Origin of the sequence: Sphingomonas fucosidasi (assembly GCF_036663855.1) — a bacterium.
GTDB lineage: Bacteria > Pseudomonadota > Alphaproteobacteria > Sphingomonadales > Sphingomonadaceae > Sphingomonas > Sphingomonas faeni_B.
Genome location: NZ_JAXOJR010000002.1, coordinates 1 through 23,755, shown reverse-complemented (window position 1 = coordinate 23,755; position 23,755 = coordinate 1). Strand labels below are relative to the sequence as shown.

General features: G+C 65.3%; 23 protein-coding genes. 15 read left to right on the top strand and 8 right to left on the bottom strand.

Annotated features, from left to right (window positions below; all coding sequences use genetic code 11):
- The first annotated feature begins 17 nt into the window (after positions 1 to 17).
- From U1737_RS03585 to U1737_RS03575, 3 genes are all read left to right on the top strand, one after another.
- Positions 18 to 200, top strand: coding sequence for a hypothetical protein (locus tag U1737_RS03585; protein ID WP_132740535.1), 183 nt, complete (start codon positions 18 to 20; stop codon positions 198 to 200).
- Positions 201 to 305: 105 nt separating this feature from the next.
- A complete protein-coding gene (locus U1737_RS03580) occupies positions 306 to 2,441 on the top strand; it encodes a M3 family metallopeptidase (RefSeq protein WP_332795667.1) in 2,136 nt (711 codons plus the stop codon).
- Entirely contained in the window at positions 2,441 to 3,736 is a 1,296-nt protein-coding gene (locus U1737_RS03575) for an MFS transporter (RefSeq protein WP_248521788.1), read from the top strand. Before U1737_RS03580 ends, U1737_RS03575 begins: the two co-directional genes overlap by 1 nt.
- 150 nt (positions 3,737 to 3,886) lie before the next feature.
- Here the strand turns inward: U1737_RS03575 and U1737_RS03570 are convergent, their stop codons facing one another.
- The 5 genes from U1737_RS03570 to U1737_RS03550 all read right to left on the bottom strand — a co-directional run bounded on the left by U1737_RS03570 (position 3,887) and on the right by U1737_RS03550 (position 9,178).
- A complete protein-coding gene (locus U1737_RS03570) occupies positions 3,887 to 5,236 on the bottom strand; it encodes a sensor histidine kinase (protein ID WP_332795666.1) in 1,350 nt (449 codons plus the stop codon).
- A 10-nt stretch (positions 5,237 to 5,246) separates the two neighbouring features.
- Positions 5,247 to 5,966 carry a response regulator gene (locus U1737_RS03565; protein WP_332796030.1) on the bottom strand — a complete coding sequence of 240 codons (720 nt, stop codon included), beginning with the start codon at positions 5,964 to 5,966 and terminating at the stop codon, positions 5,247 to 5,249.
- Positions 5,967 to 6,035: 69 nt separating this feature from the next.
- Entirely contained in the window at positions 6,036 to 6,584 is a 549-nt protein-coding gene (locus U1737_RS03560; RefSeq protein ID WP_332795665.1) for an EF-hand domain-containing protein, read from the bottom strand.
- Between the two features lie 133 nt (positions 6,585 to 6,717).
- Positions 6,718 to 7,494, bottom strand: coding sequence for an acyl-CoA thioesterase (locus U1737_RS03555; RefSeq protein ID WP_332795664.1), 777 nt, complete (start codon positions 7,492 to 7,494; stop codon positions 6,718 to 6,720).
- Between the two features lie 91 nt (positions 7,495 to 7,585).
- Complete coding sequence (locus U1737_RS03550; RefSeq protein ID WP_332795663.1) at positions 7,586 to 9,178, bottom strand: class I adenylate-forming enzyme family protein; 1,593 nt, start codon at positions 9,176 to 9,178, stop codon at positions 7,586 to 7,588.
- Between the two features lie 73 nt (positions 9,179 to 9,251).
- Here U1737_RS03550 and U1737_RS03545 point away from each other — a divergent pair, with 73 nt between their 5' ends.
- Positions 9,252 to 9,866, top strand: coding sequence for a glutathione S-transferase family protein (locus tag U1737_RS03545; RefSeq protein WP_332795662.1), 615 nt, complete (start codon positions 9,252 to 9,254; stop codon positions 9,864 to 9,866).
- Complete coding sequence (locus tag U1737_RS03540) at positions 9,863 to 10,660, top strand: SDR family NAD(P)-dependent oxidoreductase (RefSeq protein ID WP_332795661.1); 798 nt, start codon at positions 9,863 to 9,865, stop codon at positions 10,658 to 10,660. The genes U1737_RS03545 and U1737_RS03540 overlap by 4 nt, the downstream gene beginning before the upstream one ends.
- Positions 10,661 to 11,064: 404 nt before the next feature.
- On the opposite strand, the gene U1737_RS03535 is transcribed toward U1737_RS03540, so the two are convergent.
- On the bottom strand, positions 11,065 to 11,760 hold the full coding sequence (locus U1737_RS03535; RefSeq protein ID WP_332795660.1) for a glutathione binding-like protein: 696 nt from the start codon (positions 11,758 to 11,760) through the stop codon (positions 11,065 to 11,067).
- A gap of 450 nt (positions 11,761 to 12,210) precedes the next feature.
- Here U1737_RS03535 and U1737_RS03530 point away from each other — a divergent pair, with 450 nt between their 5' ends.
- Positions 12,211 to 13,515 (top strand): spinster family MFS transporter, encoded by a 1,305-nt coding sequence (locus U1737_RS03530; RefSeq protein ID WP_332795659.1) that lies wholly within the window; start codon positions 12,211 to 12,213, stop codon positions 13,513 to 13,515.
- A 164-nt stretch (positions 13,516 to 13,679) separates the two neighbouring features.
- On the opposite strand, the gene U1737_RS03525 is transcribed toward U1737_RS03530, so the two are convergent.
- Positions 13,680 to 14,054 (bottom strand): hypothetical protein, encoded by a 375-nt coding sequence (locus U1737_RS03525; RefSeq protein WP_332795658.1) that lies wholly within the window; start codon positions 14,052 to 14,054, stop codon positions 13,680 to 13,682.
- Between the two features lie 97 nt (positions 14,055 to 14,151).
- Positions 14,152 to 15,396, bottom strand: a complete 1,245-nt coding sequence (locus U1737_RS03520; RefSeq protein WP_332795657.1) for a TetR/AcrR family transcriptional regulator — start codon at positions 15,394 to 15,396, stop codon at positions 14,152 to 14,154.
- Positions 15,397 to 15,552: 156 nt separating this feature from the next.
- On the opposite strand from U1737_RS03520, the gene U1737_RS03515 reads away from it, so the two are divergent.
- The 9 genes from U1737_RS03515 to U1737_RS03475 all read left to right on the top strand — a co-directional run bounded on the left by U1737_RS03515 (position 15,553) and on the right by U1737_RS03475 (position 23,489).
- On the top strand, positions 15,553 to 16,836 hold the full coding sequence (locus tag U1737_RS03515; protein WP_332795656.1) for an acyl-CoA dehydrogenase family protein: 1,284 nt from the start codon (positions 15,553 to 15,555) through the stop codon (positions 16,834 to 16,836).
- A 228-nt stretch (positions 16,837 to 17,064) separates the two neighbouring features.
- The gene (locus U1737_RS03510) at positions 17,065 to 18,147 is read left to right on the top strand and encodes a Zn-dependent alcohol dehydrogenase (protein ID WP_332795655.1); all 1,083 of its coding nucleotides are present in this window, start codon (positions 17,065 to 17,067) and stop codon (positions 18,145 to 18,147) included.
- Positions 18,148 to 18,164: 17 nt separating this feature from the next.
- Positions 18,165 to 19,208, top strand: a complete 1,044-nt coding sequence (locus U1737_RS03505; protein WP_332795654.1) for a phosphotransferase family protein — start codon at positions 18,165 to 18,167, stop codon at positions 19,206 to 19,208.
- 140 nt (positions 19,209 to 19,348) lie between these two features.
- Positions 19,349 to 20,113 carry an SDR family oxidoreductase gene (locus U1737_RS03500; RefSeq protein ID WP_248521765.1) on the top strand — a complete coding sequence of 255 codons (765 nt, stop codon included), beginning with the start codon at positions 19,349 to 19,351 and terminating at the stop codon, positions 20,111 to 20,113.
- Positions 20,114 to 20,128: 15 nt separating this feature from the next.
- On the top strand, positions 20,129 to 20,926 hold the full coding sequence (locus U1737_RS03495; protein ID WP_248521763.1) for an SDR family NAD(P)-dependent oxidoreductase: 798 nt from the start codon (positions 20,129 to 20,131) through the stop codon (positions 20,924 to 20,926).
- Entirely contained in the window at positions 20,923 to 21,270 is a 348-nt protein-coding gene (locus U1737_RS03490) for a hypothetical protein (protein WP_332795653.1), read from the top strand. The genes U1737_RS03495 and U1737_RS03490 overlap by 4 nt, the downstream gene beginning before the upstream one ends.
- A gap of 142 nt (positions 21,271 to 21,412) precedes the next feature.
- Positions 21,413 to 22,120 (top strand): guanitoxin biosynthesis heme-dependent pre-guanitoxin N-hydroxylase GntA, encoded by a 708-nt coding sequence (gene gntA / locus U1737_RS03485; RefSeq protein ID WP_332795652.1) that lies wholly within the window; start codon positions 21,413 to 21,415, stop codon positions 22,118 to 22,120.
- 5 nt (positions 22,121 to 22,125) lie between these two features.
- Positions 22,126 to 22,740 (top strand): DUF1989 domain-containing protein, encoded by a 615-nt coding sequence (locus U1737_RS03480; RefSeq protein ID WP_332795651.1) that lies wholly within the window; start codon positions 22,126 to 22,128, stop codon positions 22,738 to 22,740.
- A 134-nt stretch (positions 22,741 to 22,874) separates the two neighbouring features.
- Complete coding sequence (locus U1737_RS03475) at positions 22,875 to 23,489, top strand: superoxide dismutase (RefSeq protein WP_332795650.1); 615 nt, start codon at positions 22,875 to 22,877, stop codon at positions 23,487 to 23,489.
- Positions 23,490 to 23,755 lie beyond the last annotated feature (266 nt).

Genomic DNA, 23,755 nt, shown 5'->3' with positions numbered 1-23,755 from the left:
CTGCCGGGAGCGCGATCATGTTGGAGCCTGAAACCATCCCCGGCGTCGCCGCGGCGGAAAACGGCGTGGTCACCCTAGATGGACCCGATGGACTGGCGATCGCGATGACCCCCGAGGCGGCTGCGGAGACGGGGCGGCGGCTGATCGCAGCGGCCGAAATCGCGGCGACCCAGGCGACTGACGAACTGCCGCTGGACTGAGCACCAAGCATGCCTGGCGAGCCCGGCGGGGGCTAATTACCCCGCGCGGCTTCCTCTGTGTGACTTTATCACTATGCTACCCGGTACATCGACCGGGAGATCCATGTGCAGTTTCTATACCTCGCCGCCAGTGCCGTTGCGCTGATGGCGTCTACATCCGTCGTCGCGCAGACTGGTGCAGCCACCATGACACCCGCCGCGAACCCCTTGCTTGCCGACTGGACCGGCCCGACCGGTGGGGTGCCGCCCTGGGACAAGGTTCGTCCCGAGCTGTTCCCGCAGGCGTTCGAGACGACGCTGGCCGAGCGCACCGCGGACTACCGCAAGATCGCCGACAATCCGGCCAAGCCGACCTTCGCCAACACGATCGTGCCGATGCAGCTTGCCGGCAAGCGCTACGGCCAGGTGATGACGCTGTTCGGCGTGATGACCGGCAACATGAACACGCCCGCCTACCAGAAGCTCGACCGCGAATGGTCGCCGAAATTCTCCGCGGCATCGGATGCGATCACCTTCGACAAGCCGCTGTTCGCGCGGATCCAGGCGATTTACGATACGCGCAATTCGAGCGGGCTGAACGCGCAGCAGATCCGGCTCGTCACCCGGATCTACGACAGCTATGTGCGGCAGGGCGCCAAGCTGAACGATGCGCAGAAGGCGCAGCTTTCGCAGTATAACCAGCAGCTCGCGACCGCGTTCTCTACGTTCGGCGAGAAGCTGCTGGCCGACGAGAGCAAGGCAATCTCGGTCACCGACGAGGCGCAGCTTGCCGGGCTGCCCGACAGCGTGAAGGCGGTCGCGAAGGCCGCTGCCGCCGAGCGGAAGCTGCCGGGCTTCGCGATCGTCAACACGCGGTCGGCGGTCGATCCGGTGCTGACCTATGCAACCGACCGTGCGCTGCGCGAGAAGGTGTGGCGTGCGTTCGTCAACCGCGGCGACAATGGCGATGCGAACGACACGAACGCGACGATCGCGCAGATCGTCAAGCTGCGCGCCGACCGCGCGCACCTGCTCGGGTTCAAGACGCATGCCGACTGGCGCATGCAGGACACGATGGCCAAGACCCCCGCCGCGGCGATGGACCTGATGATGCGCGTCTGGCCCGCCGCGAAGGGGCGTGTCGCCGAGGAGGTTGCGGACATGCAGAAGGTTGCCGGCACGTCGCTGACGATCGAGCCGTGGGATTACCGCTTCTACCAGGAGAAGGTCCGCAGGGCGCGGTACGACCTCGATCAGGCGCAGCTGAAGCCGTATTTCGAGCTCGGCAACATCATCCAGGGATCGCTGTACGCCGCCAACCGGCTGTACGGGCTGAACTTCAAGGAGATCACCGGCACCGTTCCCGTGTTCGAACCGAACATGCGGGTTTGGAGCGTGACGGACAAGGCCGGCAAGGACGTCGGGCTGTTCTATCGCGACGATTTCGCGCGGACCGGCAAGCGGTCGGGCGCGTGGGCGAACACGTATCGTGGCCAGCGTGGCCTCGCGCCGGCGCAGCTCGTGCTGTCGTCGAACAACAACAATTTTGCCAAGGGTGCGCCTGGCGAGCCGATCCTGATCAGCCTCGACGATGCGCAGACGCTGTTCCACGAGTTCGGCCATGCGATCCATGCGATGCTCCAGAACGTCTATTATCCGGGGCTCGCCGGCACGCCGCGCGACTTCGTGGAATATCCGAGCCAGGTGAACGAGCATTGGCTGCTGACCCGCGACGTGCTCGACAAGTACGCGCGGCATTACCAGACCAAGGCGGCGATGCCGCAGGACCTCCTCGACAAGATCGAGAAGTCGCGCACCTTCAACCAGGGCTTTGCGACCACGGAGTATCTGTCGTCCGCGATCGTCGACATGAAGATCCACACCGTGCCCGACGGTGTGATCGATCCAGACAAGTTCGAGGCGGCGACGCTGGCCGAGATCGGCATGCCGAAGCAGCTGGTGATGCGTCACCGCGTGCCGCAGTTCCAGCATCTGTTCGCGTCGGACAGCTATTCGGCGGGCTATTACAGCTACCTCTGGTCCGAGACGATGGACGCGGACACCTTCGCGGCGTTCGAGGAGGCGGGCAGCCCGTGGGACAAGGCGACCGCGGACAAGTTCGCCAAGGTGCTGTTGTCGACGGGTAACGAGACCGATCGCGCCGAGGCGTATCGCGCGTTCCGGGGGCGTGATCCTGACGTGAACGCGCTGCTCAAGAAGCGCGGGTTCGCCACGACACCAGCGGCGCAGGGAGCTAAATGATGGCGAGCAGCACACTTCCGCCTGAGAAGAACCACCGTCTCAAATCGATCCTCGGCGGGTCGGCGGGCAATCTGGTCGAGTGGTTCGACTGGTACGTCTACTCCGCGTTCGGGCTGTATTTCGCGCCGGTGTTCTTCCCCAAGGGCAATTCGACCGCGCAGTTGATGAGCGTCGCCGCGGTGTTCGCGGTCGGCTTCCTGATGCGGCCGATCGGCGCGTGGGTGATGGGCATCTATGCCGATCGCCACGGGCGCAAATCAGGCCTGACGCTGTCGGTGACGCTGATGTGCGCGGGCTCGTTCCTGATCGCGATCACGCCCGGGTTCGCGACGATCGGCTGGATCGCACCTGCGTTGCTGATCCTCGCGCGACTGATGCAGGGCCTCAGCGTCGGCGGCGAATATGGCGCGAGTGCAGTGTACCTGTCGGAGATGGCGGGCAAGTCGCGGCGCGGCTTCTTCTCCAGCTTTCAGTACGTCACGCTGATCGCGGGGCAGTTGCTCGCGCTCGGTGTGCTGCTGCTGCTGCAGTCGACGCTCAGCGAAGGGCAGCTCGACGCTTGGGGGTGGCGCATTCCGTTCGCGATCGGGGGCGTGCTCGCGCTGGTCGTGTTCCGCATCCGTCGCGGGCTGCTTGAGACCGAGAGCTATCAGAACGCCAAGTCGGATGGTGCGCCGAAATCGAGCGGGTGGCTGTTGTTCAGCAAATACCCGCGCGAGGCGTTCACCGTGCTGCTGCTGACCGCGGGCGGTACGCTCGCCTTCTATGCGTACACCACGTACATGCAGAAGTTCCTGGTCAACACGAGCGGGTTCAGCCGTGAATCCGCGACGCTGATCATGACCGCGGCGCTGGCGCTGTATGCGGCGTTCCAGCCGTTGGCGGGGGCGTTGTCGGATCGGATCGGGCGGAAACCGCTGATGGTCGGGTTCGGGATCGCCGGCGTGCTGTGCACGGTGCCGATCTTCACCGTGCTCGAGACGGCGACCAACCCGTATCTGGCGTTCGGCCTTGTCGTTGGCTCGCTGTTCATCGTTACCGGCTACACCGCGATCAACGCGGTGGTGAAGGCGGAACTGTTCCCGGCGCATGTCCGCGCGCTGGGCGTGGCTTTGCCGTATGCACTGGCGAACACGATGTTCGGCGGGACGGCGGAATATGTCGCGCTGTGGCTCAAGAACGAGGGCATGGAGCGTGGATTCTATTGGTATGTGACGGCGATGATCGGCGTGTCGCTGATCGTGTACCTCCGCATGAAGGACACGCGCACGCATAGCCAGATTTTGGAGGATTGAGGCGGGTGAACGATCCTCCCCCGCTAGGGGAGGTGGCTGGCTCTTGCCAGACGGAGGGGGAGGTAAGGGATCACCGCTGTTGCGCGTTCCTCCCCCTCCGTCGCCTTCGGCGCCACCTCCCCCCCCTGGCGGGGGAGGATCGTCCGAAGTCTAACGCGGTAGTTCGATGATCGCGTCGAGGCCGCCTTCCGCCCGGTTGACCAGGCGGATCTCTCCGCCGGCCTCGCGCACGATCGCCTGCGCCAGGGCCAGCCCCAGTCCGATTCCCCCCGTCTCACGGTTGCGCGAACTCTCCAGCCGCGTGAAGGCATCGAACACATCGCCCATCCGGTCCTCCGGAATGCCGGGGCCCTGGTCCGCCACGACGATCGCGACCGACTGCGTACCGGCCTCGACGCGCACCTCCGCCGAGACGCCGTATTTCACCGCATTCTCGATCAGATTGCGCACCGCACGGCGCATTAGCGATGGCCGCAACCGCATCCGCAGCCGGTCGGCTTCGACGAAGCTCACCTCGCAGCCGAGATCGCGAAAATCCTCGACCACCGCGTCGACCAAAGCGGCCAGATCGACATCGGTCGGCGGCTCGCTCGGGCGCCCGAGCCGCGCCAGCGACAGGATATCGTCGAGCGTCCGGTTCATCTCCGCCACGGTGTCGATCATCTTCGCGCGATCGGTATCGTCCTCGACCGACTCGATCCGTACCCGCAACGCCGCCAAAGGCGTGCGCAGGTCATGGCCGATGGCGCCAAGCATCCGGTCCTTCTCGTCGAGCATCCCCGTCACCCGCAGCCGGAGCGCATTGAACGCGGTGATCAGCGCGGCGACGTCGTCGGGGCCGCGTGCGGGCAGCGGCGGGCTCGGCTCACCCGGTCGGAACCGCTCCGCCGCCTCGCGCAGATCGCGCAACGGTCGCGACATTCGGCGCACGATCCACAGCACCGGCAACAGGACGACGATGTAGAGGATCGCGGTCTGGCTCAGCAACGCGACCAGAAGGCGCCAGCCGGGTTGAGGCCAGGGCGCGGTGATCGTCAGCCAGCCGCGGCCGGGCTGTTCGAGTGCGATCAGCAACGTGGCACCATCGCGGTTGCTACGGCGGACCCCGGCTCGGTGGCGGGTGTTGAGATCCCCATCGGTGTCGGACGCCGACGGCTGGAGCCCGGTATCGATCCGTCCGACCGTGACGCCCTGATCCGCGAGTTGGCGGCGTAGCTCCGCGGCTACCTCGGGGTGGCGCTCATACCCCGATGGCGGGATCGGATTGGCGGCAAGCCGGCGAACGCGACCGCGGTCTGCAACGAGGGGACGACCGCCATGCGCCTCCCGGTCGAGCGCATCGGCGATCCGCGTCGCGACCGGCCGGGTAGCCTGAGAAAGACGAAATTCGATCCGATCGCGCAGAACCAAACCGAAATTGATCGCCTGCGCGACGAACAGCGCCAGCGCGATCAGTAGCGCCATCTGGCCCGCGAGGCTCCGCGGCCACGGCCGGATCATCGGTAGGGGATCACAAACGGGTCACTTCGGCAGCGAGCGTATAGCCGCCGCCCCAAACCGTCTTGATCAACTCCGGCGTCTTGGCATCCGCCTCGATCTTGCGCCGAAGCCGACTGACCTGATTGTCGATCGCGCGGTCGAACGCGGCGGCCTCGCGCCCCTGCGTCAGGTCGAGCAACTGGTCGCGCGTGAGCACCTGGCGGGGCCGCGTGACGAGCGCGAGCAGCAGATTATACTCGCCGGTCGACAACGGCACCGACACGCCCTCGCGGTCGACTAGCGCGCGCTCGCCCGATTTCAGTACCCAGCCGGCAAAGGCATAGGCGTTCGCCTCGGGCGCATGCTGGCGCGCGCCGCCCGCGGTCGCGCGGCGCAGGATGACCTTGACCCGCGTCGCGAGTTCGCGCGGCGAGAACGGCTTCACGACATAATCGTCGGCGCCCATTTCGAGCCCGACGATCCGGTCGGTCTCCTCGGTGCGGGCGGTCAGCAGGATCACCGGTACGTCGCTGGTCGCGGCGATATGGCGGCACAGCGACAGCCCGTCCTCGCCCGGCATCATGATATCGAGAATGACGAGATCGATCGCATAGGCGGTCAGCCGCGTCCGCGCGCTCTCCGCATCGCTCGCTTGCGTGACGCGAAACCCCTGTTTGGTGAGGTACGCGGCCAACGGCTCGCGGATCGAGCGCTCGTCGTCGACGAGCAGCAGATGCGGCATATCTCCCATCGGGGCAGTGTCTAGCATGGCGGCTGTCCAGGGGAAGCACCGGGACGCGGTGCCTCCCCCCTTTCCGGATTATCGAGCAGGGGCGGGGGCGGGGACGGGGGCGGGCGCGGGCACTGGTGGCGTGACGCCCTCGCGGCGTTCGCGCCGGTCGACGCGGCGCATCTCGGTGGCATTGGCGCGCTCGGTCGCGTCGATCGTGCCGTCGTGGTTGGCGTCCATCCGATCGAACCGCTTGAGCGCGCGTGCCTCGAACTCCTCGCGCGTCACGCTGCCGTCGCGGTTCGGGTCCATCCCGCGACCCATGCCGTCATGCTTGCGACCGCCCGGCGGGGGCACGGGCACGTCGCGACCGTTCGCCACCATCCGGTCGTGCATCGCGGTGCGATAGGCGCGCATCTCGCCGGCACTGACGCGGCCGTCGCGGTCGGTATCCATCTGCGCGAACCGGGCGTCGGCCTGCGCGATCGCCTCGGCGCGCGTGATGACGCCGTCGCGGTTCGCATCCTGCCGCATCGGCGGACGGGGCGTAGCGGGGCTAGGGGCGGGTGCGGTCTGCGCGCTGGCAGCGGACGTGATCGCGCTGGCAGCGAGCATCAGGGTAAGGACGGTCTTGCGCATGTCGGACTCCGGCTGTGTGGGACGAATTCCCACTGAATGACGCCGGTCTAAACCCCGGTTGTCGCAGCGTTTTGCCGCCGGGCTGCCAATGTGTCGCAAGATATGTCGGGCGCGCACGCCCCCTCCGCCAGCGTCAGGCGAAGATCGCGACGCTCTGCATCTGTTCGGCGACCGGCGTGCCGTCGGCATTCCAGATCGCCATCTGCTGGCTGGAGCTGCCGTCCCGCGTGTAATCGGTGGTCGCGCGGAGCAGCCACCAGCCGTCGCTCGTCACCGGCTGCGGCCCGAGGATGTTGAGCAGCCATGTCATCGAACTGAGCGGGGCGGGGCCGCCGAGAAGCTTCAGCGCAGCGGGGGGCAGGCAATCGGCGAGCGCGACCAGTTCGACCATCGGATCGAGCCCGTCACGTTCGACCAGCCTTGCCCAGCGCAGCCACTCGGCGGGGCTGACACTGTCGTCGCGGCGGTCGAGCAGGTCGAAATTGCGCGAGAATGCCACCTCGCTGTGGCCGCGGAAGGTCTGCGTGTCCGGGCCGGGCATCGGGAAGTCGGGCGCCCCGCCGGTCTGATGATCGACGCGCGACTCCACCGCGCCCATGAATACGAAGGTCGCGCGCAGGCCCAGCCCGGCCGCGCTCTCGACATCCGCCTGGACGAATGCCGCGTTGCGACCGCGCCGCAACCGGCTCGCCCGGATCGTGATGTCACCCGACAGCGGCCCGATGAACGACACCTGCGCGGACCGCAGGGGCGGCAGGTCGGTGTCGGACTTCTGCGCGGCGTGGAGCGCGAGCGCGGCGGAGAAGCCACCATACGCCGTGCGGCCTTGCAGCCAGTTCTCCGGCACGGTGCCGCGCCAGCCGCCCTCGGTCGGCTCCAGCGCGTCGATCGCCTGTTTGAGACTGGTCATTTCTGATCCTTTCATCCTTCGTCATCCTGGGCTCGACCCAGGATCCAAAGCCGCGCGCCGGAGCATTCGTGGCTCTGGATCCTGACTTTCGTCAGGATGACGGAAGGGAGGCCGCTAATTGATCGCGGAGTTCGCGCTTGAGCACTTTGCCGATCGCGCTGCGTGGCAGTTCGTCCGTGACGTGGAGCGCCGACAGCCGCTGCGTTTTGCCGAGCTGCGCGTTCGCCCACGCCAGGATCGAAGGCGCATCCTCGCTTGCACCATCGCGCGGGACGTAGAAGCCGACCGGAGTCTCGCCCCAGGCCTCCGACGGCATTCCGATCACCGCGCAGTCCGCCACTGCCGGATGCTGCGCCAGCACCGTCTCCAGGTCGGACGGATAGATGTTGAACCCGCCCGAGATGATCAGGTCCTTCTTCCGGTCCATCAGCGTGAGGAATCCGTCCTCGTCGAACCGCCCGACATCGCCGTGGCGGATATAGCGGTTGCCGGCTTCGTCATACCATTCGGCATCGCGCGTCGCTTCGGAGCGGCCGTGATAGCCGTTCATCATTGCGGGGCTGCGACCGACGACTTCGCCCATCTCGCCCGGCGCGACCTCGTTGCCGTCGTCGTCGATCAGGCAGATCTCGTGGCCGGGCATCGGCTGGCCGACGGTGTGGAGCTTGGTCGGGTTGGCGGTCGCGTTCAGCGCGCAACTCGCGCCGCCCTCGGTCATGCCGTAGAATTCGACCAGCAATCCCGGCCAACGCGCGACCACGTCGGCCTTCAGCGCGGCGGAGAAGGGGGCGCTGGTGCTGGTCTTGAAGCGGAAGGCCGACAGGTCGAAGTCGTCGAAATCGGGCAGCGCCATGATCCGCTGATACTGGACCGGGACCAGCATCGTGTGCGTCGCGCGGTACCGGTCGGCGAGTTCGAGATACGCGCGGGCCTCGAACTTCTTCATCAGCACCACCGTACCGCCCCAGCCAAGCGTCGGCAGGAAGCTTACGAGGGTGGTATTCGAATAGAGCGGGGTGGCGATCATCGTCACCGCGGTGTCGAACCCCGCTGCGGTGTTGCGTGAGATATGCGCCCAGCGCATCGCGTGGCTCTGGACGATACCCTTTGGCGTGCCGGTGGTGCCGGACGAATAGATGATGTTGAACGGGTCTCCGGGAGCAATTGCGACAGACGTCGGCTTGGCGTTCTCGGGTTCAAGCCAGTCCTCGAAAGCCTGAAAAGCTTGTTCCCCCGCAAAGGCGGGGGCCCAGTCTGGACCCCCGCCTCCGCGGGGGAACAAGATCGGGCGGGCCGTCAGTTGCTGTCCCTCCAGCGCTCGCGCATTCTCCGCGTCGAGGAACACCACAGGCGCGCCACTATCGGCGATCATCGCCGCGATCGCCGCCGGTGTAGCGGACGGCGCGATCGGCGTCGCCACGCACCCCGCGCGTACCGCACCAAGGAAAGCGGCTGCATAGTCCGTCGTCGGCGCCGCGACGATCGCCACCGCGGTCCCCTGCGCCACCCCGTCGCGCTGCAACGCCGCCGCGACCCGGTCCATCGTCGAATCGAGCGTCCGATAGTCGATGCTGCCCTGAGAATCGGCAACCGCGGTGCGATCCCCCCGTTCGAGCGCATGCGCGTGGATCAGATCGGGCAGCGTGGCGAAGCCCGTGGCGAGCATATCTGCGGCAGTCGTCATTCGCGCATCGCTAGGCGAACCCGTCCGGCAATGCCATACGGTATATTCGAAAACCGAAATCGAGGAGACGCTCATGCTGTTCTACGATAGCGCGCTGCCAGCGCCCAACCCGCGTCGCGTCCGCATCTTCCTCGCCGAAAAGCATGTCCGCGTGCCGATGGCGCAGATCTCGATCCCCAAGGCCGAGCACAAGTCGGCCTCGTTCCTGTCGGTTAATGCGCTCGGCCAGACGCCCGCGCTGGCGTTCGACGATGGCCGCGTGCTGACCGAGAGCGTCGCGATCTGCCGCTATTTCGAGGTGCTGCATCCTGAGCCCCCGCTGTTCGGCCACGGCGCGCACAACATCGCGGAGATCGACATGTGGACCCGGCGGATCGAGCTGCGGCTGATGACGCCGCTGTCGATGGTCTGGCAACACACCCACCCCTGGACCGCGCGGATCGTCCAGCCGCAATATACCGAGTTCGGCGAGAGCCAGCGCCCGCGCGTTCTGGCGGCGATGACGGAGTTCGATCATGCGCTCGACGGCCGCGACTGGCTCGATGGCGAGCGCTATACGATCGCCGACATCGTCCTGCTGACGACGATCGACTTCGCGAAGTTCGTCGGCGTGACGATGCCAGACGAACTGACGCACCTGAAGGATTGGCATGCCCGTGCGTCGGCTCGTCCGAGTGCGCAGGCATGAGCGATGCCTTGCAAGGCGCGGTCGCGGTAGTGACGGGCGGCGGCACCGGGATTGGCGCAGCGGTCGTGCGGCGGCTGGCAGCGCGCGGCGTGTCGTGCGTCATCAACTACGCGACCAGCCGCGACGAGGCCGAGGCACTGGCGGTCGAGGTTGGGCAGGGCGCGATCGCGGTGCAGGCGGACATCGTCGGCGATGCTGCCTCCCGAGCGCTGGCCAAGGCAGCCACAGACGCGTTCGGTCGGATCGACTTCCTGGTCAACAATGCCGGAAAGACCAAGTTCGCCGCGCATGAGGATCTCGACGCGCTCGACGCGGAGGACTTCCTCGACATCTACCGGCTGAACGCGATCGCACCGTTTCAGATGGTCCGTGCCTGCGCCCTGGCGTTGCGCGCAAGCCCGATGGGCGCGGTCGTCAACGTTGCGAGCGTCGCGGGCGTGTTCGGCATGGGATCGTCGGTCGCCTATGCCGCATCGAAGGGCGCGCTGGTGACGATGACGAAGAGCCTGGCGCGTGTCCTGGCGCCGGAGATTCGGGTCAATGCCGTCGCGCCGGGGTATGTCGCGACCGGCTGGTACGAGAAGAAGCTGGGCGAGGAGGGATTCGCGAAACTCAACGCCAAGGTCGCGTCGTCGGTGCCGATGGGTTTTGCGACCGGGCCCGACGACGTCGCGGGGCCGATCGAGATGCTGCTCGATCCGATGAGCCGGGCGATGACGGGCGAGGTGTTGCTGCTGGATGGCGGCGGGCATCTCGACGTCGCTTTGTCGCGGCGGCCCGGTCGGGACGGGTGAGGGGTGCGAGCTGTAAGACCTGAACGACCGTGGGAAGCGCAACAACTTCAATCCTCCCCCGCCAGGGGGAGGTGGCGCCGTAGGCGACGGAGGGGGAGGGCACGGAACAGCAGCCGCTCCTTTACGCCCCCTCCGTCTGGCAAGAGCCAGCCACCTCCCCCTGGCGGGGGAGGATCGTTACGTCAGACTAATCTGGGTGAACGAGAGGCTAGTCGAGTATCGAGCGGTTCCGACCGCCAAGCTCCCACCCCGGCGAAGGCCGGGGCCCAATGGGCGTGGCTTTAGCAATTATGCGCTTCCGCTGCTCAGCGACGTCCTCCAATTGGGCCCCGGCCTTCGCCGGGGTGGTGTCATCATCTGGACGTGGCGGTAGTCCAGACGATTGCCGAGCAGTAGGGAACCCCCTACCGAGCAGCCGCAGTCTGCCCGAACAGCGTCTTTTTCGCCTCGTCGGTCATCGGGACGCTGATGTCATGCACCGCCTTGCCCTTCTCATACGCCGCGATCGTCGCGGGCCGGGCTGCGATCGATTCGAACCAGCGATTCAAATTCGGGAAATCCTCCAGCCGCTGGCCCTGTGCTTCGTACGGCACGATCCACGGGTACGCTGCCATGTCCGCGATCGAATACTCGCCCGTGATGAAGTCGCGCCCTTCGAGCCGGCGGTCGAGCACGCCGTACAGTCGGTTGGTCTCCTTCACGTAGCGATCGATCGCGTACGGAATCTTCTCCGGGGCATACCGATTGAAGTGATGATTCTGCCCGAGCATCGGCCCCAGCCCCCCCATCTGCCGCATCAGCCACTGGTTCACCGCAGTCCGCCCGCGCAGGTCGCCGCCGCCGAACCGCCCAGTCTTCTCCGCCAGATACAGAAGGATCGCACCCGATTCGAAGATCGCGATGGGTTCGCCGCCATCGGCGGGTGCGTGATCGACGATCGCCGGCATCCGGTTGTTCGGCGCGATCTTCAGGAAATCGGGCGCGAATTGTTCGCCCGCACCGATGTTTGCCGGCTTGATCGTATACTCGAGCCCCGTTTCCTCGAGCAACAGCGTGATCTTGTGGCCGTTGGGGGTGGGCCAGTAAAACAGGTCGATCATCGGGGCACTCCGTCGAGTGTGTCGTCCCGCTGATGGTGCAGGCCAGCGCGTGCAGCAAGCGCGACACGGCTGTCGGATTTTGCCAAGAATGCGGCGGCGGGCAAAAGTCGCTTTGCAACGCCGCGAATCTATGCGAGGGGGCCGCATACCCGGTATTCAGATTGCCCGGACGCTTCGCTCCATCGACGATGCGGAGACGAGCCCGGCCACGACGTTGGAGAGGGGATAAGGCGGAAGAGCGACCCGAATGAGGACGCATCTTCCGCCGTCCTTCTCGCGAACCACCGATTATATCCCGAAACTCGCAAGACCTTACTTCGTCGCGACAATTCCGCCCGGCATCGTCATGCACTCGGCTCGTCGCAGATGTGCGGGGATTGCAGCTTTAGCTTGTCTGGTACGCTCCCCATGCCCTAGCGTAAGGTCTGTTTCGACTTCGAGGTATTGCCGATGGCCGTCGCGTATCAGTCCCATCCCGAGATCGCCGATGCCTTGGCGATGAAGCGACGGGGCCTGACGCTCGCGCTGCTTACCTTCACCTATTTCTTCAGTTACATGGATCGCCAGATCCTCGCGATCCTGCTGGAGCGGATCAAGGCGGACCTGTTGCTGACCGATACGCAGCTCGGGCTGCTGTCGGGGCTCGTGTTCGCGATCTTCTATGCGACGCTGGGAATCCCGGTCGCGCGACTCGCGGATCGGACCAGCCGCCGCAACATCATCGCCGCCAGCCTGACGATCTGGAGCGCGATGACCGCGCTGTGCGGGCTCGCGCAGAATTTCACGCAGCTGATGCTGTTCCGGATCGGCGTCGGCATCGGCGAGGCGGGGTCGAGCCCGCCCAGCCATTCGATCATCGCCGACCTGTATCCGCCCGAGAAGTGCGCGAGCGCGATGGCGGTATATTCGCTCGGCGTGGTACTCGGCGCAGGCTTCGGCACGCTGATCGGCGGAGTCGTCGCGCACTCTTACGGCTGGCGGATCGCGATGATGACGGTCGGCCTACCGGGGATCGCGCTCGCGGTCCTCGTCCGCCTGTTCATGGTCGAGCCGCGCCGCGGCCTGTCCGATGCCGCCCGCGCGACCGAGGTGAAGCCGATGCCGAGCGTCGCGCAAGGCTTCGCGTCGATGTGGGCGAGTGCCCCGGCGCGGCATCTGGTCGTCGGTGTCACGCTCACGTCGATGATCGGCTACGCGCTTACCGGCTGGGGGCCGAGCTATATGCAGCGCTCGCTGGGCGTGTCGATGCTCGATATCTCGCGTTATGTCGCGTTGCCGGGGGCGTTGTTCGGTGCGGTCTCGGCGCTTGCGGGCGGCAAGATCGCAGACGTGCTGGCGAAGCGCCACGGCCTGCATGTCCAGGCTTGGGTCGTGCTGGGGATGAAGGGGCTGTCGCTGCCGTTCGCGCTGGCCTTCTACCTGATCGATGCGCCGGCAATCGCGATCGGCAGCTATTTCGTCTCGCTGATCTTCGCCAATTCGTATCTCGGGCCGAGCTTCGCGCTGATCCAGCATCTCGCGCCGTTGCAGATCCGCGCGATGTGGGCGGCGATCACATTGCTGGTCATCAACCTGGTCGGGCTGGGGCTGGGGCCGACGCTGGTCGGGTGGCTGAGCGATCTGCTGAAGCCGGGATTCGGCGAGGATTCGCTGCGCTATGCACTGGTGATTATCGTGCTGATGACGCCGTGGGCGCTGTTCCATTACTGGCGCGCGGGGGTTCTGCTGAAGCGGGACGAAGATTTGGCCAGATAGGCGCCCGCTCCGTCCGTCATCCTGACGAAAGTCAGGACCCAGGATCGTAGGGGACGGCGTCTGTAACTCTGGGTCCTGACTTTCGTCAGGATGACGGCGTGGGCGGGGGGGGGGGCGCTCCCTGTGCGGCCGCAGGATGATTGAGGGGTTACTGCTTACTCGAGCTATCCGTTGGGCCCGTCTTCCAGCATCCACGCCAGCGCCGTCGCCCGGTCGTCGAACACCGCCATGTCGTCGCGCACCGACGCGATCCGCTTGACCTGCAACCGCGCGAGCTTGCCGTCGGTATACAACGCGGCCTTGCGCGATTTCAGCGGCATCGACACCGCGACGCGTTGCAGCATCGCGATCACCTCCTGCGGCTGGATCGCGGACTTGGAGAAGTTGCAGAGCAGCATGTGACGCTTGCCGGTCGCAAGCACGCGCCGTCCCTCGCGCTCCAGGTCGCGCAGAAATTCCTCGACATGCGCGATCGTCCAGAAGCCGGACGCGTCGACCTCGATGATACCCGTCGCAAGATCGGTTGTGATAGTGTGCATGCCGCCTCCGTGGAGGCGTGGAAATCGGCCGTCCGCGGTTAACGCCGCGTAACCAAACCGTTCCGGCTTCGAACGTCGACCAGTCCGGGCAGAACGGTCAGGCCTTCGCCATCCGATCGTCGAACAGGCCGTACATCAGCGTCGAGGCGTACATCGCGATCGCCCGCTCGCGCGGCATCGTCGAGGCCCATTTGCGCATGTCGAACGCCGCATTCTGGAGCGCCATCAGCGCCTGCGCCGCGATCAGCGCATCGACGGCGCGGATCGAGCCTTCGCCGATCCCGTCCATCATCATGCCCGCATAGCGCCGCGCGATGCCGTTCGAGCGGTCGACCATCGCGTTGCGCACGCCGACCGGCAGGCCGCTCAGCGCGGTGGTGCGCAGCAGCGGTCCGCGCTCGGCGAACTGGACGTCGAGCAAGGTCGCGACGGTGCTCGACAGCTTGTGCCAATAGCTCCCGCCCTCGGCCTCGCCGCGGCTCTGCGCATCGGCGATCGTGTCGAAGCTGCGGCGGTAACAAGCGATGACGAGATCGTCCTTCGCGTCGAGATGGTGATAGAAGCTGCCCTTTGTGACGTTCAGCTCGGATGCAATCTTCTGCACCGAGGCGCCGCGATAGCCGAGCTCGTTGATCAGGCGCGTCGCGGCGAGCAGGAACGCCTCGCGGCCTGGTTCCGCTTCGTCATGGCTGAGATCGAGCAGGGTAGGGGACCAGCGCGCATCCTTGCCCGCGATGCCGTGCGCAAGGACGTCCATCAGCCGCTCCTCGACGCGCCCATATTGATCGGGCTCGTACCGCGTCAGCCAGATCGGCAACCAGAACGTGTTCTCCAGCAGCACATGCGCGCGTGCGCCGTTGAGATCGGTCTGCGCGCGCGACGAGGTCGGCCCCCACAACAGGCGCGTGCGGCGGAACACCTCGCGCCAGCCCGCCATCAGCCGGCCACGCATAGGCTCCTCGGTCGCACGCAGATCGGAGAGGACCGCGAACGCCTTCTCCTCGCCGCGCTGAATCCGCCCGAGCCGGTCCATGTTGAGCGCGAGATAACGCCGCACGCGCTCCTCCGGCGTAGCCTCTTCCATCGCCACGTCGAGCATCGCGATCAGCGATTCGAGCGTGTTCTCAAACGCAGCGGCGGCAAGGTCTTCCTTGCGCTTGAAATAATAGGTAACGCTCGTCGTATTGAGCCCGACGCGCCGCGCCACGTCCGCGAACGTCATGCCCTTGGCACTCTGTTCGTTGATCGCTTCTGCCGCCGCGGCGAGGATCGCGTTACGCTTCGCACGGAAGCGCTTGGTCCCCTGTTCGCTCTCGTCGCTGGCCTCTGCCGGAACCTTCATCGAAACACCCTAACAGCTTCGATTTGAAGATACAGTGCTTTTTAGGCGCTTTCAGGGCGGACTTGAAAACATGCTTTCCGAGGCCCTCCGCACGCTTTACCGAATACGCGGTATGGTCTAACCCGCCTCCAAAGCGATGACGAACGGAGAGCCCGCATGGATTTTACGCTGAGCGAACGAGAGACGTATTTCCGGGATCGGGTCCGGGATTTCATCGACCAGAATATCCGCCCGCGACAGGCCGATTACGACCAGCAGGCGCATGAGGGCGAGCGCTGGAAGGTGATTCCGGTGATCGAGGAGATGAAGGAGAAGGCCAAGGCCGCGGGGCTCTGGAATTTCTTCATGCCGCCGCATTCGGGCCAGACGCACGTCGACGATTCGTTCGAATTCGAAGGCACGCAGCTCACCAATCTCGAATATGCGTTATGCGCGGAGGAGATGGGCAAGGTCAGCTGGGCGAGCGAGTGTTTCAACTGCTCGGCGCCCGATACCGGCAACATGGAGGTGTTTCACCGCTATGGCACGCGCGAGCAGAAGGACCGTTGGCTCGGCCCGCTGATGCGCGGCGAGATCCGTTCGGCGTTCCTGATGACCGAGCCCGCGGTGGCGTCGTCGGATGCGACCAACATCGAGACGTCGATGATGCGCGACGGCGATCACTACGTCATCAACGGCACCAAATGGTGGTCGTCGGGCGTGGGCGATCCGCGCTGCAAGATCGCGATCGTGATGGGCAAGACGAGCTTCGAGGGTTCGCGGCACCAGCAGCAGAGCCAGATTCTCGTGCCGATGGATACGCCCGGCGTGACGATCAAGCGGATGCTCTCCGTGTATGGCTATGACCATGCGCCGCACGGTCACGGCGAAGTGGTGCTCGAGAATGTCCGCGTGCCGGTCGAGAACGTGCTGCTTGGCGAGGGCCGCGGGTTCGAGATCGCGCAGGGACGGCTCGGGCCGGGCCGTATTCATCACTGCATGCGCACCATTGGGGTCGCCGAGACCGCGATCGAGGCGATGGCGCGGCGGCTGCTCGACCGGGTCGCATTCGGCAAGCGGATCGCCGACTTTTCGGTCTGGGAGGAGCGCATCGCCACCGCCCGCATCGACATCGAGATGACTCGTCTGCTCTGCCTCAAGGCGGCGGACATGATGGACAAGGCCGGCAACAAGTCTGCGCAGATCGAGATCTCGATGATCAAGGTCGCGGCGCCGAACATGGCTTTGCGGATCCTCGACGATGCGATCCAGGCGCATGGCGGCGGCGGCGTCTCGGGCGACTTCCGCTTGGCGCATGACTGGGCGGCGATGCGGACTCTCCGGTTCGCGGATGGCCCGGACGAGGTCCACAACCGCTCGATCGCACGCAACGAGTTCGGGAAATACGGCGACTTCCGCAAAGGTGGCGTGTCGAGCGGGGATGTCGGGGTGAGCCGGTAAACCCACCCCCATCCCCCCGTTCGTCCTGAGCGAAGTCGAAGGACGCCCCCCGCCCGTCATCCCAGCGAAAGCTGGGATCTCCCCATTCAGGTCGCAGCGCCCGCCAACTGGGATATCCCAGCTTTCGCTGGGGTGACGGGATTATTGGCAGACGGGCGGCGGCGCGACCGGCGGCGTGAAAGCGATTGGGGCTAAAATGACGACTACAGAAATCAACGAAAGGCAGACATGAAAGCCGCAGTCCTTTTCGAAGCCAACACCCCGCTCAGCATCGAGGACGTGACCGTCTCGAAACCGACCGCGCACGAGGTTCTGATCCGCACAATGGCGGTCGGCGTATGCCGCTCAGACCTTCACTTCGTCGACGGTGCCTATCCGCACGCGATGCCGACTATCCCCGGCCACGAGGCGTGCGGCGTGGTCGAGGCGGTCGGCGACGAGGTGCGCGGCGTGAAGGTCGGCGACCATGTCGTCACCTGTCTCTCGGCCTTCTGCGGCCAGTGCGAGTTCTGCGTCACCGGGCGGATGTCGCTGTGCATCGACGCCAGCGTGCGTCGTCCCAAGGGCGCCGCACCGCGCCTAATGCTCGGCGACCGGCCGATCGCGCAGATGCTCAACCTCAGCGCCTATGCGGAAATGATGCTGGTCCACGAACACGCGTGCGTCGCGATCGATCGCGACATGCCGATGGACCGCGCGGCGTTGCTCGGCTGCGCGATCACGACGGGGGCGGGGGCGGTGTTCAACACCACCGACGTGACGCCGGGCGAGACGGTGTGCGTGGTGGGTTGCGGCGGTATCGGCCTCGCGGCGGTCAACGCGGCCAAGATCGCAGGCGCGGGGAAGATCATTGCGCTCGATCCGGTGCCTGAAAAGCGCGCGATGGCGGAAAAGCTCGGCGCGACGCACAGCATTGATGCATTGTCCGATACCGCCGCCGATGAGGTCGTGGAGATCACCAAGGGTGGCGTGCATCACGCGATCGAGGCGGTCGGGCGTACGCAGTCGGCTGCCACGGCGGTGAAGGTCCTGCGACGCGGCGGCACTGCGACGATCCTCGGGATGATGCCGCTTGGCGAGAAGGTCGGGCTGTCGGCGATGGATCTGCTGTCGGGCAAGCGGCTGCAGGGCGGCTTCATGGGCTCGAACCGCTTTCCGGTCGACATCCCGCGGCTGGTCGACTTCTACATGCGCGGGCTGCTCGATCTCGACACGATCATCGCCGACCGGATGCCGCTGGAGCGGATCAACGACGCGTTCGACGAGCTTCGTCGCGGTGACACCACCCGCAGCGTGATAACCTTCTCGTGAGCGACGCATCGACAAGCATGGTCGGAACGATCGAAGTCGGCGAGCGGGACAAGCTCGATCTCGACGCACTCGGTTGGTGGATGACCGCCAACGTGCCGGGCTATGCCGGGCCGCTCACCTACGCGAAGTTCGCCGGCGGCCAGTCGAACCCGACCTACCGCCTCGACACGCCGGAGCGTGCCTATGTCCTGCGTCGGAAACCGTTTGGGCCGATCCTGCCCAGCGCACACGCCGTCGACCGCGAATACCGCGTGATCGCGGGGCTGCATCCGACCGGCTTCCCGGTCCCGCGGCCCTACGGCCTTTGCGAAGATGCGGCTGTGATCGGCTCGGCCTTCTACGTCATGGAGATGGTCGAGGGCCGGACGATCTGGGACGGCGCGATGCCCGGCGCGACCCCGCCCGAGCGGACTGCTCATTACGAGGCGATGGTCGACACGCTCGCCGCGCTCCACAACACCGATTACGCGGCGGCGGGGCTCGGCGACTACGGCAAGCCCGGCAATTATTTCGAGCGCCAGGTCGGTCGCTGGACCAAGCAATACCGCGCCGCAGAGACCGAGCACATGGAGTCGGTCGAACGCCTCATCGAATGGCTCCCGCGCACGCTCCCCGAGCAGACGCGTACCTCGATCGTCCACGGCGACTACCGCATCGACAACATGATCTTCGCGCCGTCAGAGCCGAAAGTCACTGCTGTTCTCGACTGGGAGTTGTCGACTCTCGGCGATCCGCTCGCCGACTTCTCGTATCTGCTTATGAGCTGGGTGACCGAACCCGAGGGACGCTCAGGTGTGCTAGGCATGACCGGGCCGGAGACGGGCATCCCGACGATCGAGCAGGTCGTCGAACGCTATTGCGCCGCGACCGGCCGGGACGGCGTCCCCGATCTCAACTGGTATTTCGCCTACAACCTCTTCCGGCTGACCGGCATCGTCCAGGGCATCAAGAAGCGCATCGTCGACGGCACCGCCTCGAGCGCGCAGGCGGAGAAGACGGTGGCGAAGATCCACGGGCTGGCGGACGCGGCCTGGGGCTTCGCAGTGAAGGCGGGGGCTTAGTTCATGCCCCCCAATCCTCCCGTCATCCCAGCGAACGCTGGGAACTCCCGGTTTGGATCGGAGCACCAGCCAACCGGGATACACCAGCTTTTGCTGGGGTGACGGAATTGGTTCGGGATAAGTCGCTACGGGAGCAGAAGATGTCGCAGTTCGATCTGACCGGGATGGTCGCCATCGTCACCGGATCGTCGCGCGGGATCGGCCTCGCATCCGCGCGCGAACTCGCCGGTCACGGTGCGAAAGTCGTGATCTCCAGTCGCAAGCAGGACGCCTGCGACACCGTCGCCGCGGAGCTCAACGCCGAGCACGGCGACGGTACCGCGATCGCGATCGCCGCGAGCATTTCCGACAAGGCAGCCCTCCAGCACCTCGTTGACCAAACGCGAGCCCACTTCGGCCGCATCGACACCCTCGTCTGCAACGCCGCCTCGAACCCCTATTACGGCCCCCAAGCCGGCATCGCCGACGACCAGTTCCGCAAAATCCTCGACAACAACATCGTCTCCAACCACTGGCTGATCCAGATGGTCGCGCCCGAGATGCTGGAGCGCCGCAGCGGCAGCATAATCATCATCTCGTCGATCGGCGGCCTGCGCGGCTCGCCGGTGATCGGCGCCTATTGCATCAGCAAGGCCGCCGACATGCAGCTCGCGCGTAACCTTGCGGTCGAGTTCGGCCCGTCCAACGTCCGCGTGAACTGCATCGCGCCGGGCCTGATCAAGACCGACTTCGCGCGCGCCTTGTGGGAAGACCCCGACCGGATCGAGGCGGCCAATACGCGCGTCCCGCTCCGCCGAATCGGCGAGCCCGAAGAGATCGCCGGCGCGGTCGTCTTCCTTGCCTCGCAGGCCAGCGCGTTCATGACCGGCCAGACGATGGTCATCGACGGCGGCGTCACGATCTAACCGGAAGGGAACCCCATGCGTTTCGAGAACAAGTCGATCATCGTCACCGGCGCAGGATCGGGCATAGGCCGCGCCGCCGCGCTCCTGTTCGCGGCTGAAGGGGGCAAGGTCATCGTAGCCGACAAGACCGAGGGCGCGGATGAAACCGCCCACTTGATCGCCGAGGCAGGTGGCACTGCCAAACCGATCCGCATTGACGCTGGCCTTGAAGAAGACGTGATCCGCACGATCGCGCTCGCCTGCGACAGCTTCGGCGGGCTCGACGTCATGTTTGCTAACGCAGGCATTTCGGGCGGCATGGCGAACCTGTTCGATACCGACGTCGCGCTCATCACCGAAGTACTCCGCGTCAACCTGATCGGCCCGTTCCTCGCGATCAAGCACGCCGCCCCGCGCATCGCCGAGCGCGGCAAGGGCGCGATCGTCCTCACCGCCAGCGTCGCCGGCATCCGCTCCGGCGCCGGCTCGCCTGCCTATTCCGCGTCGAAGGCGGGGGTCATCAATCTCGCTGCCGTCTCCGCGCAGCAACTCACCGGCTCGAATGTCCGCGTCAACGCGATCTGCCCTGGCCTGACCGAGACCGGCATGACCAAGCCGGTGTTCGATTACGCGCGTGAGGCCAACAAGATGGACCGCGTCGGCCGCCTCAACCCGCTCCACCGCGGCGCGCAGCCCGAGGAACTGGCGAAGGTGGCACTGTTCCTCGCCTCGGACGACGCCAGCTACGTCAACGGCCAGGCCATCGCAGTCGACGGTGGCCTGTCCTCGAGCCACCCGGTGACGCGACAGGAGTATGGCAAGACCGCCGCATGACCCGAAGCGCGGACGAGGACCCGCCGCTGTCGACGCCCGACGGTCGTTATATCGTCGTCCGCGGTCGGTTGTGGCGCAAGGCGAACCCCGATCTGTCCGATGCGGATCGGGATCGATTCGTGCATGATCTGATGAACGCCCGTCGTGCGGTGGCGCGGGCTCGTCGAAACGACGATGCGGACGCCGAACAGGCGGCGCACGCTGCGGTTGACGTGGCCAAGCGGCATCTCGGCGAAAGAGGTCCGGTGTGGTGGACGGACGAGGCTCCCGATTTTAACCGACATATGGCTAGGACGACCCCCTATGCGGCATGGTTCGCTACAATAAAGGCGTCCTGTCTATAAGACGGCTGCCTCGTTCAAGTGTCTACGATGACACGAAATTTACTATAGGATGCGGCGATGATCTGCATCGAAACGGGTGGGTAATCGCCTTAACCCACGGCAATGGAAGGAACGGGCGGCGTTCGAAAGCGTCCTTCGCCCTATGGAAATCCAGCAATCATCTTTATTCCCCTGGCGTCACAAGGATCAGGACGCGCACGTCGCGCTGCTCCGCGATCACATCGCCGAGGCCAGTTTTCCGTGCGTCGGCGCGAAAGCCGCGGTGGCCAAGGGGACCTTGGAAGTGCTGTCGTGCAACCGGATCGACAGTGCGTGGGACGACGTTCGTATCCATGACGGGTTATTGACCTTTGCGGCGGCGTACCGCGCGGACTCGGCGCTGTTCCGGAGTTTCGCGGTTGTGTTCGACGAGCCGGTGACGTTCGACGAGCCGACCTTCGAGCGGCATTTGTGGAACCGTATCCAGTCGATATCCGACAAGGATGTCTGGCGCGGGCAGGATTACGACAAGCGAGTGAGCGCCGATCCGGACAGCCCGCATTTCTCGCTCAGCTTTGGCGGCGAGGCGTTCTTCGTGGTTGGCCTGCATCCCAATGCCAGCCGCCCCGCGCGACAGTTCTCGCGTCCGACGATGGTGTTCAATCTCCATGATCAGTTTACGACCCTGCGCGCGCAAGGCCGTTACGAGACGATGCGCGAAAAGATCATGGTTCGGGACGAGGCGATCGCAGGATCCCGTAATCCCATGCTCACGCGCCACGGTGAAATGAGCGAGGCGCGTCAGTATAGCGGGCGTTCGGTCGACGATGTGTGGCGCTGCCCGTTTTCCTATCAGGGGTCGTCGCAGTGAATGGCGTGACCGATGCGCTCGCGGTGGTCGAGATCCCCGAGCGGAGCGGCACGGCCTTCCGGTTGGGGCACGGCGAGATCTTGACGGTGATCGATCCGCGGGGGGAGCAGGTCGCGGATTTGCTGGCGTTCGCGGCAGACGATCTGGACGAGGTTATTTCTTCGGGCAGGACGCTCGATTATGCCGAGACGATCTATCTGACGACCGGGCATGTGCTGTATTCGAACCGCTCGCAGCCGATGCTGGAGATCGTCGCCGACGATGTCGGGCGACATGACTTTCTGCTGACGCCGTGTTCGTACGACACGTTTCATCATTTTTATCCGACCTTGCCCCCGCATCGCGGCTGTTTTGGCAATCTCGCTGCGGCTTTGGCGCCCTACGGCGTTCTGCCTGACCGGATTCCTACCGCGTTCAACTGCTTCATGAACGTGCCGATCGATGCGGAAACCGGGAAACTGCAGGTCTTGCCGCCGATCAGCAAGGCCGGCGATCAGATCGTGTTTCGCGCCGCGATGGATCTCGTGATCGGTCTCACGGCCTGTTCGGCGCCGGACTCGAATGGCGGGACCTTCAAGCCGATCCATTATGCCATCGGTCCGAATCCGCGACTGACTTAGGCTTAGCGGCTTTGCCCGTTGCGCCTGTGTCCGGTGCCTCGAGCAAGCGATCGTGACTGCTTGCGTAACGACTTTGTGGGGACCATTTGATGGCTGCGGGCGTTGAGCGTCCGACCCCATAAAGGATAATCCCCATGGCTTTCGAACTCCCACCGCTACCGTACGCCTATGACGCGCTCGAGCCGGTGATCGACCAGGAGACGATGAAGTTTCATCACGACAAGCATCACGCCGCGTACACCGCGAAGCTGAACGAGGGCGTCGAGAAGGACTCGGCTCTCGCCGGCAAGTCGATCGAGGATATCCTCGGCACGATCTCGTCGCAGCCGCCGTTGGTCCGCAACAATGGCGGTGGTTTCTGGAACCATGATTTCTTCTGGAAGACGATGGCACCTAAGGCCGGCCAGGCCCCGTCGGGCAAGCTGGCCGAGGCGATCGATCGCGATTTCGGTAGCCTCGACAAGTTGAAGGAAGAGTTCAACACCAAGGGTGCGGGGCAGTTCGGGTCGGGTTGGGCTTGGCTCATTTCCGACGCCAGCGGCAAGCTGAAGGTCACGAGCACGCCGAACCAGGACAACCCGCTGATGGACGACGCCAAGGAGCCCGGCACGCCGTTGCTCGGTAACGACGTCTGGGAGCACGCCTATTACCTGAAGTACAAGAACGATCGTCCGGGCTATCTGAAGGCCTGGTGGGATATCGTGAACTGGGACGTCGTCGGTGAGCGCTACGCGAAGGTCGCGGGCTGAGCCCAACTCGAACAAACCTACCCCAATAACCACCGTCACCCCAGCGAAAGCTGGGGTATCCCGGTTGGCGGTTGTCTCAGCTAGAACCGGGAGATCCCAGCTTTCGCTGGGATGACGTGTTTAGGTTGGGATGACGGATAGTTAAGTTATGAACCGCCCCGGGTCTGCCGGAGGCCTTGGGTTGTGAGTCACGCCGCCATATCGATGTTGTCTGCGGCAGCATAATATTGGTGTTCGGCTTCGGCAGGCGGGATGTTGCCGATAGG

Bases quoted from the DNA above. Each gene is read 5' to 3' on its own strand.
- U1737_RS03540 (WP_332795661.1), top strand. From the start codon at position 9,863: ATGAGCGATGCCTTGCAAGGCGCGGTCGCGGTAGTGACGGGCGGCGGC.
- U1737_RS03530 (WP_332795659.1), top strand. From the start codon at position 12,211: ATGGCCGTCGCGTATCAGTCCCATCCCGAGATCGCCGATGCCTTGGCG.
- U1737_RS03520 (WP_332795657.1), bottom strand. From the start codon at position 15,396: ATGAAGGTTCCGGCAGAGGCCAGCGACGAGAGCGAACAGGGGACCAAG.
- U1737_RS03515 (WP_332795656.1), top strand. From the start codon at position 15,553: ATGGATTTTACGCTGAGCGAACGAGAGACGTATTTCCGGGATCGGGTC.
- U1737_RS03545 (WP_332795662.1), top strand. From the start codon at position 9,252: ATGCTGTTCTACGATAGCGCGCTGCCAGCGCCCAACCCGCGTCGCGTC.
- U1737_RS03560 (WP_332795665.1), bottom strand. From the start codon at position 6,584: ATGCGCAAGACCGTCCTTACCCTGATGCTCGCTGCCAGCGCGATCACG.
- U1737_RS03575 (WP_248521788.1), top strand. From the start codon at position 2,441: ATGGCGAGCAGCACACTTCCGCCTGAGAAGAACCACCGTCTCAAATCG.
- U1737_RS03500 (WP_248521765.1), top strand. From the start codon at position 19,349: ATGTCGCAGTTCGATCTGACCGGGATGGTCGCCATCGTCACCGGATCG.
- U1737_RS03495 (WP_248521763.1), top strand. From the start codon at position 20,129: ATGCGTTTCGAGAACAAGTCGATCATCGTCACCGGCGCAGGATCGGGC.
- gntA (WP_332795652.1), top strand. From the start codon at position 21,413: ATGGAAATCCAGCAATCATCTTTATTCCCCTGGCGTCACAAGGATCAG.
- U1737_RS03510 (WP_332795655.1), top strand. From the start codon at position 17,065: ATGAAAGCCGCAGTCCTTTTCGAAGCCAACACCCCGCTCAGCATCGAG.
- U1737_RS03570 (WP_332795666.1), bottom strand. From the start codon at position 5,236: ATGATCCGGCCGTGGCCGCGGAGCCTCGCGGGCCAGATGGCGCTACTG.
- U1737_RS03585 (WP_132740535.1), top strand. From the start codon at position 18: ATGTTGGAGCCTGAAACCATCCCCGGCGTCGCCGCGGCGGAAAACGGC.
- U1737_RS03475 (WP_332795650.1), top strand. From the start codon at position 22,875: ATGGCTTTCGAACTCCCACCGCTACCGTACGCCTATGACGCGCTCGAG.
- U1737_RS03490 (WP_332795653.1), top strand. From the start codon at position 20,923: ATGACCCGAAGCGCGGACGAGGACCCGCCGCTGTCGACGCCCGACGGT.
- U1737_RS03555 (WP_332795664.1), bottom strand. From the start codon at position 7,494: ATGACCAGTCTCAAACAGGCGATCGACGCGCTGGAGCCGACCGAGGGC.
- U1737_RS03505 (WP_332795654.1), top strand. From the start codon at position 18,165: ATGGTCGGAACGATCGAAGTCGGCGAGCGGGACAAGCTCGATCTCGAC.
- U1737_RS03550 (WP_332795663.1), bottom strand. From the start codon at position 9,178: ATGACGACTGCCGCAGATATGCTCGCCACGGGCTTCGCCACGCTGCCC.
- U1737_RS03565 (WP_332796030.1), bottom strand. From the start codon at position 5,966: ATGGGAGATATGCCGCATCTGCTGCTCGTCGACGACGAGCGCTCGATC.
- U1737_RS03535 (WP_332795660.1), bottom strand. From the start codon at position 11,760: ATGATCGACCTGTTTTACTGGCCCACCCCCAACGGCCACAAGATCACG.
- U1737_RS03525 (WP_332795658.1), bottom strand. From the start codon at position 14,054: ATGCACACTATCACAACCGATCTTGCGACGGGTATCATCGAGGTCGAC.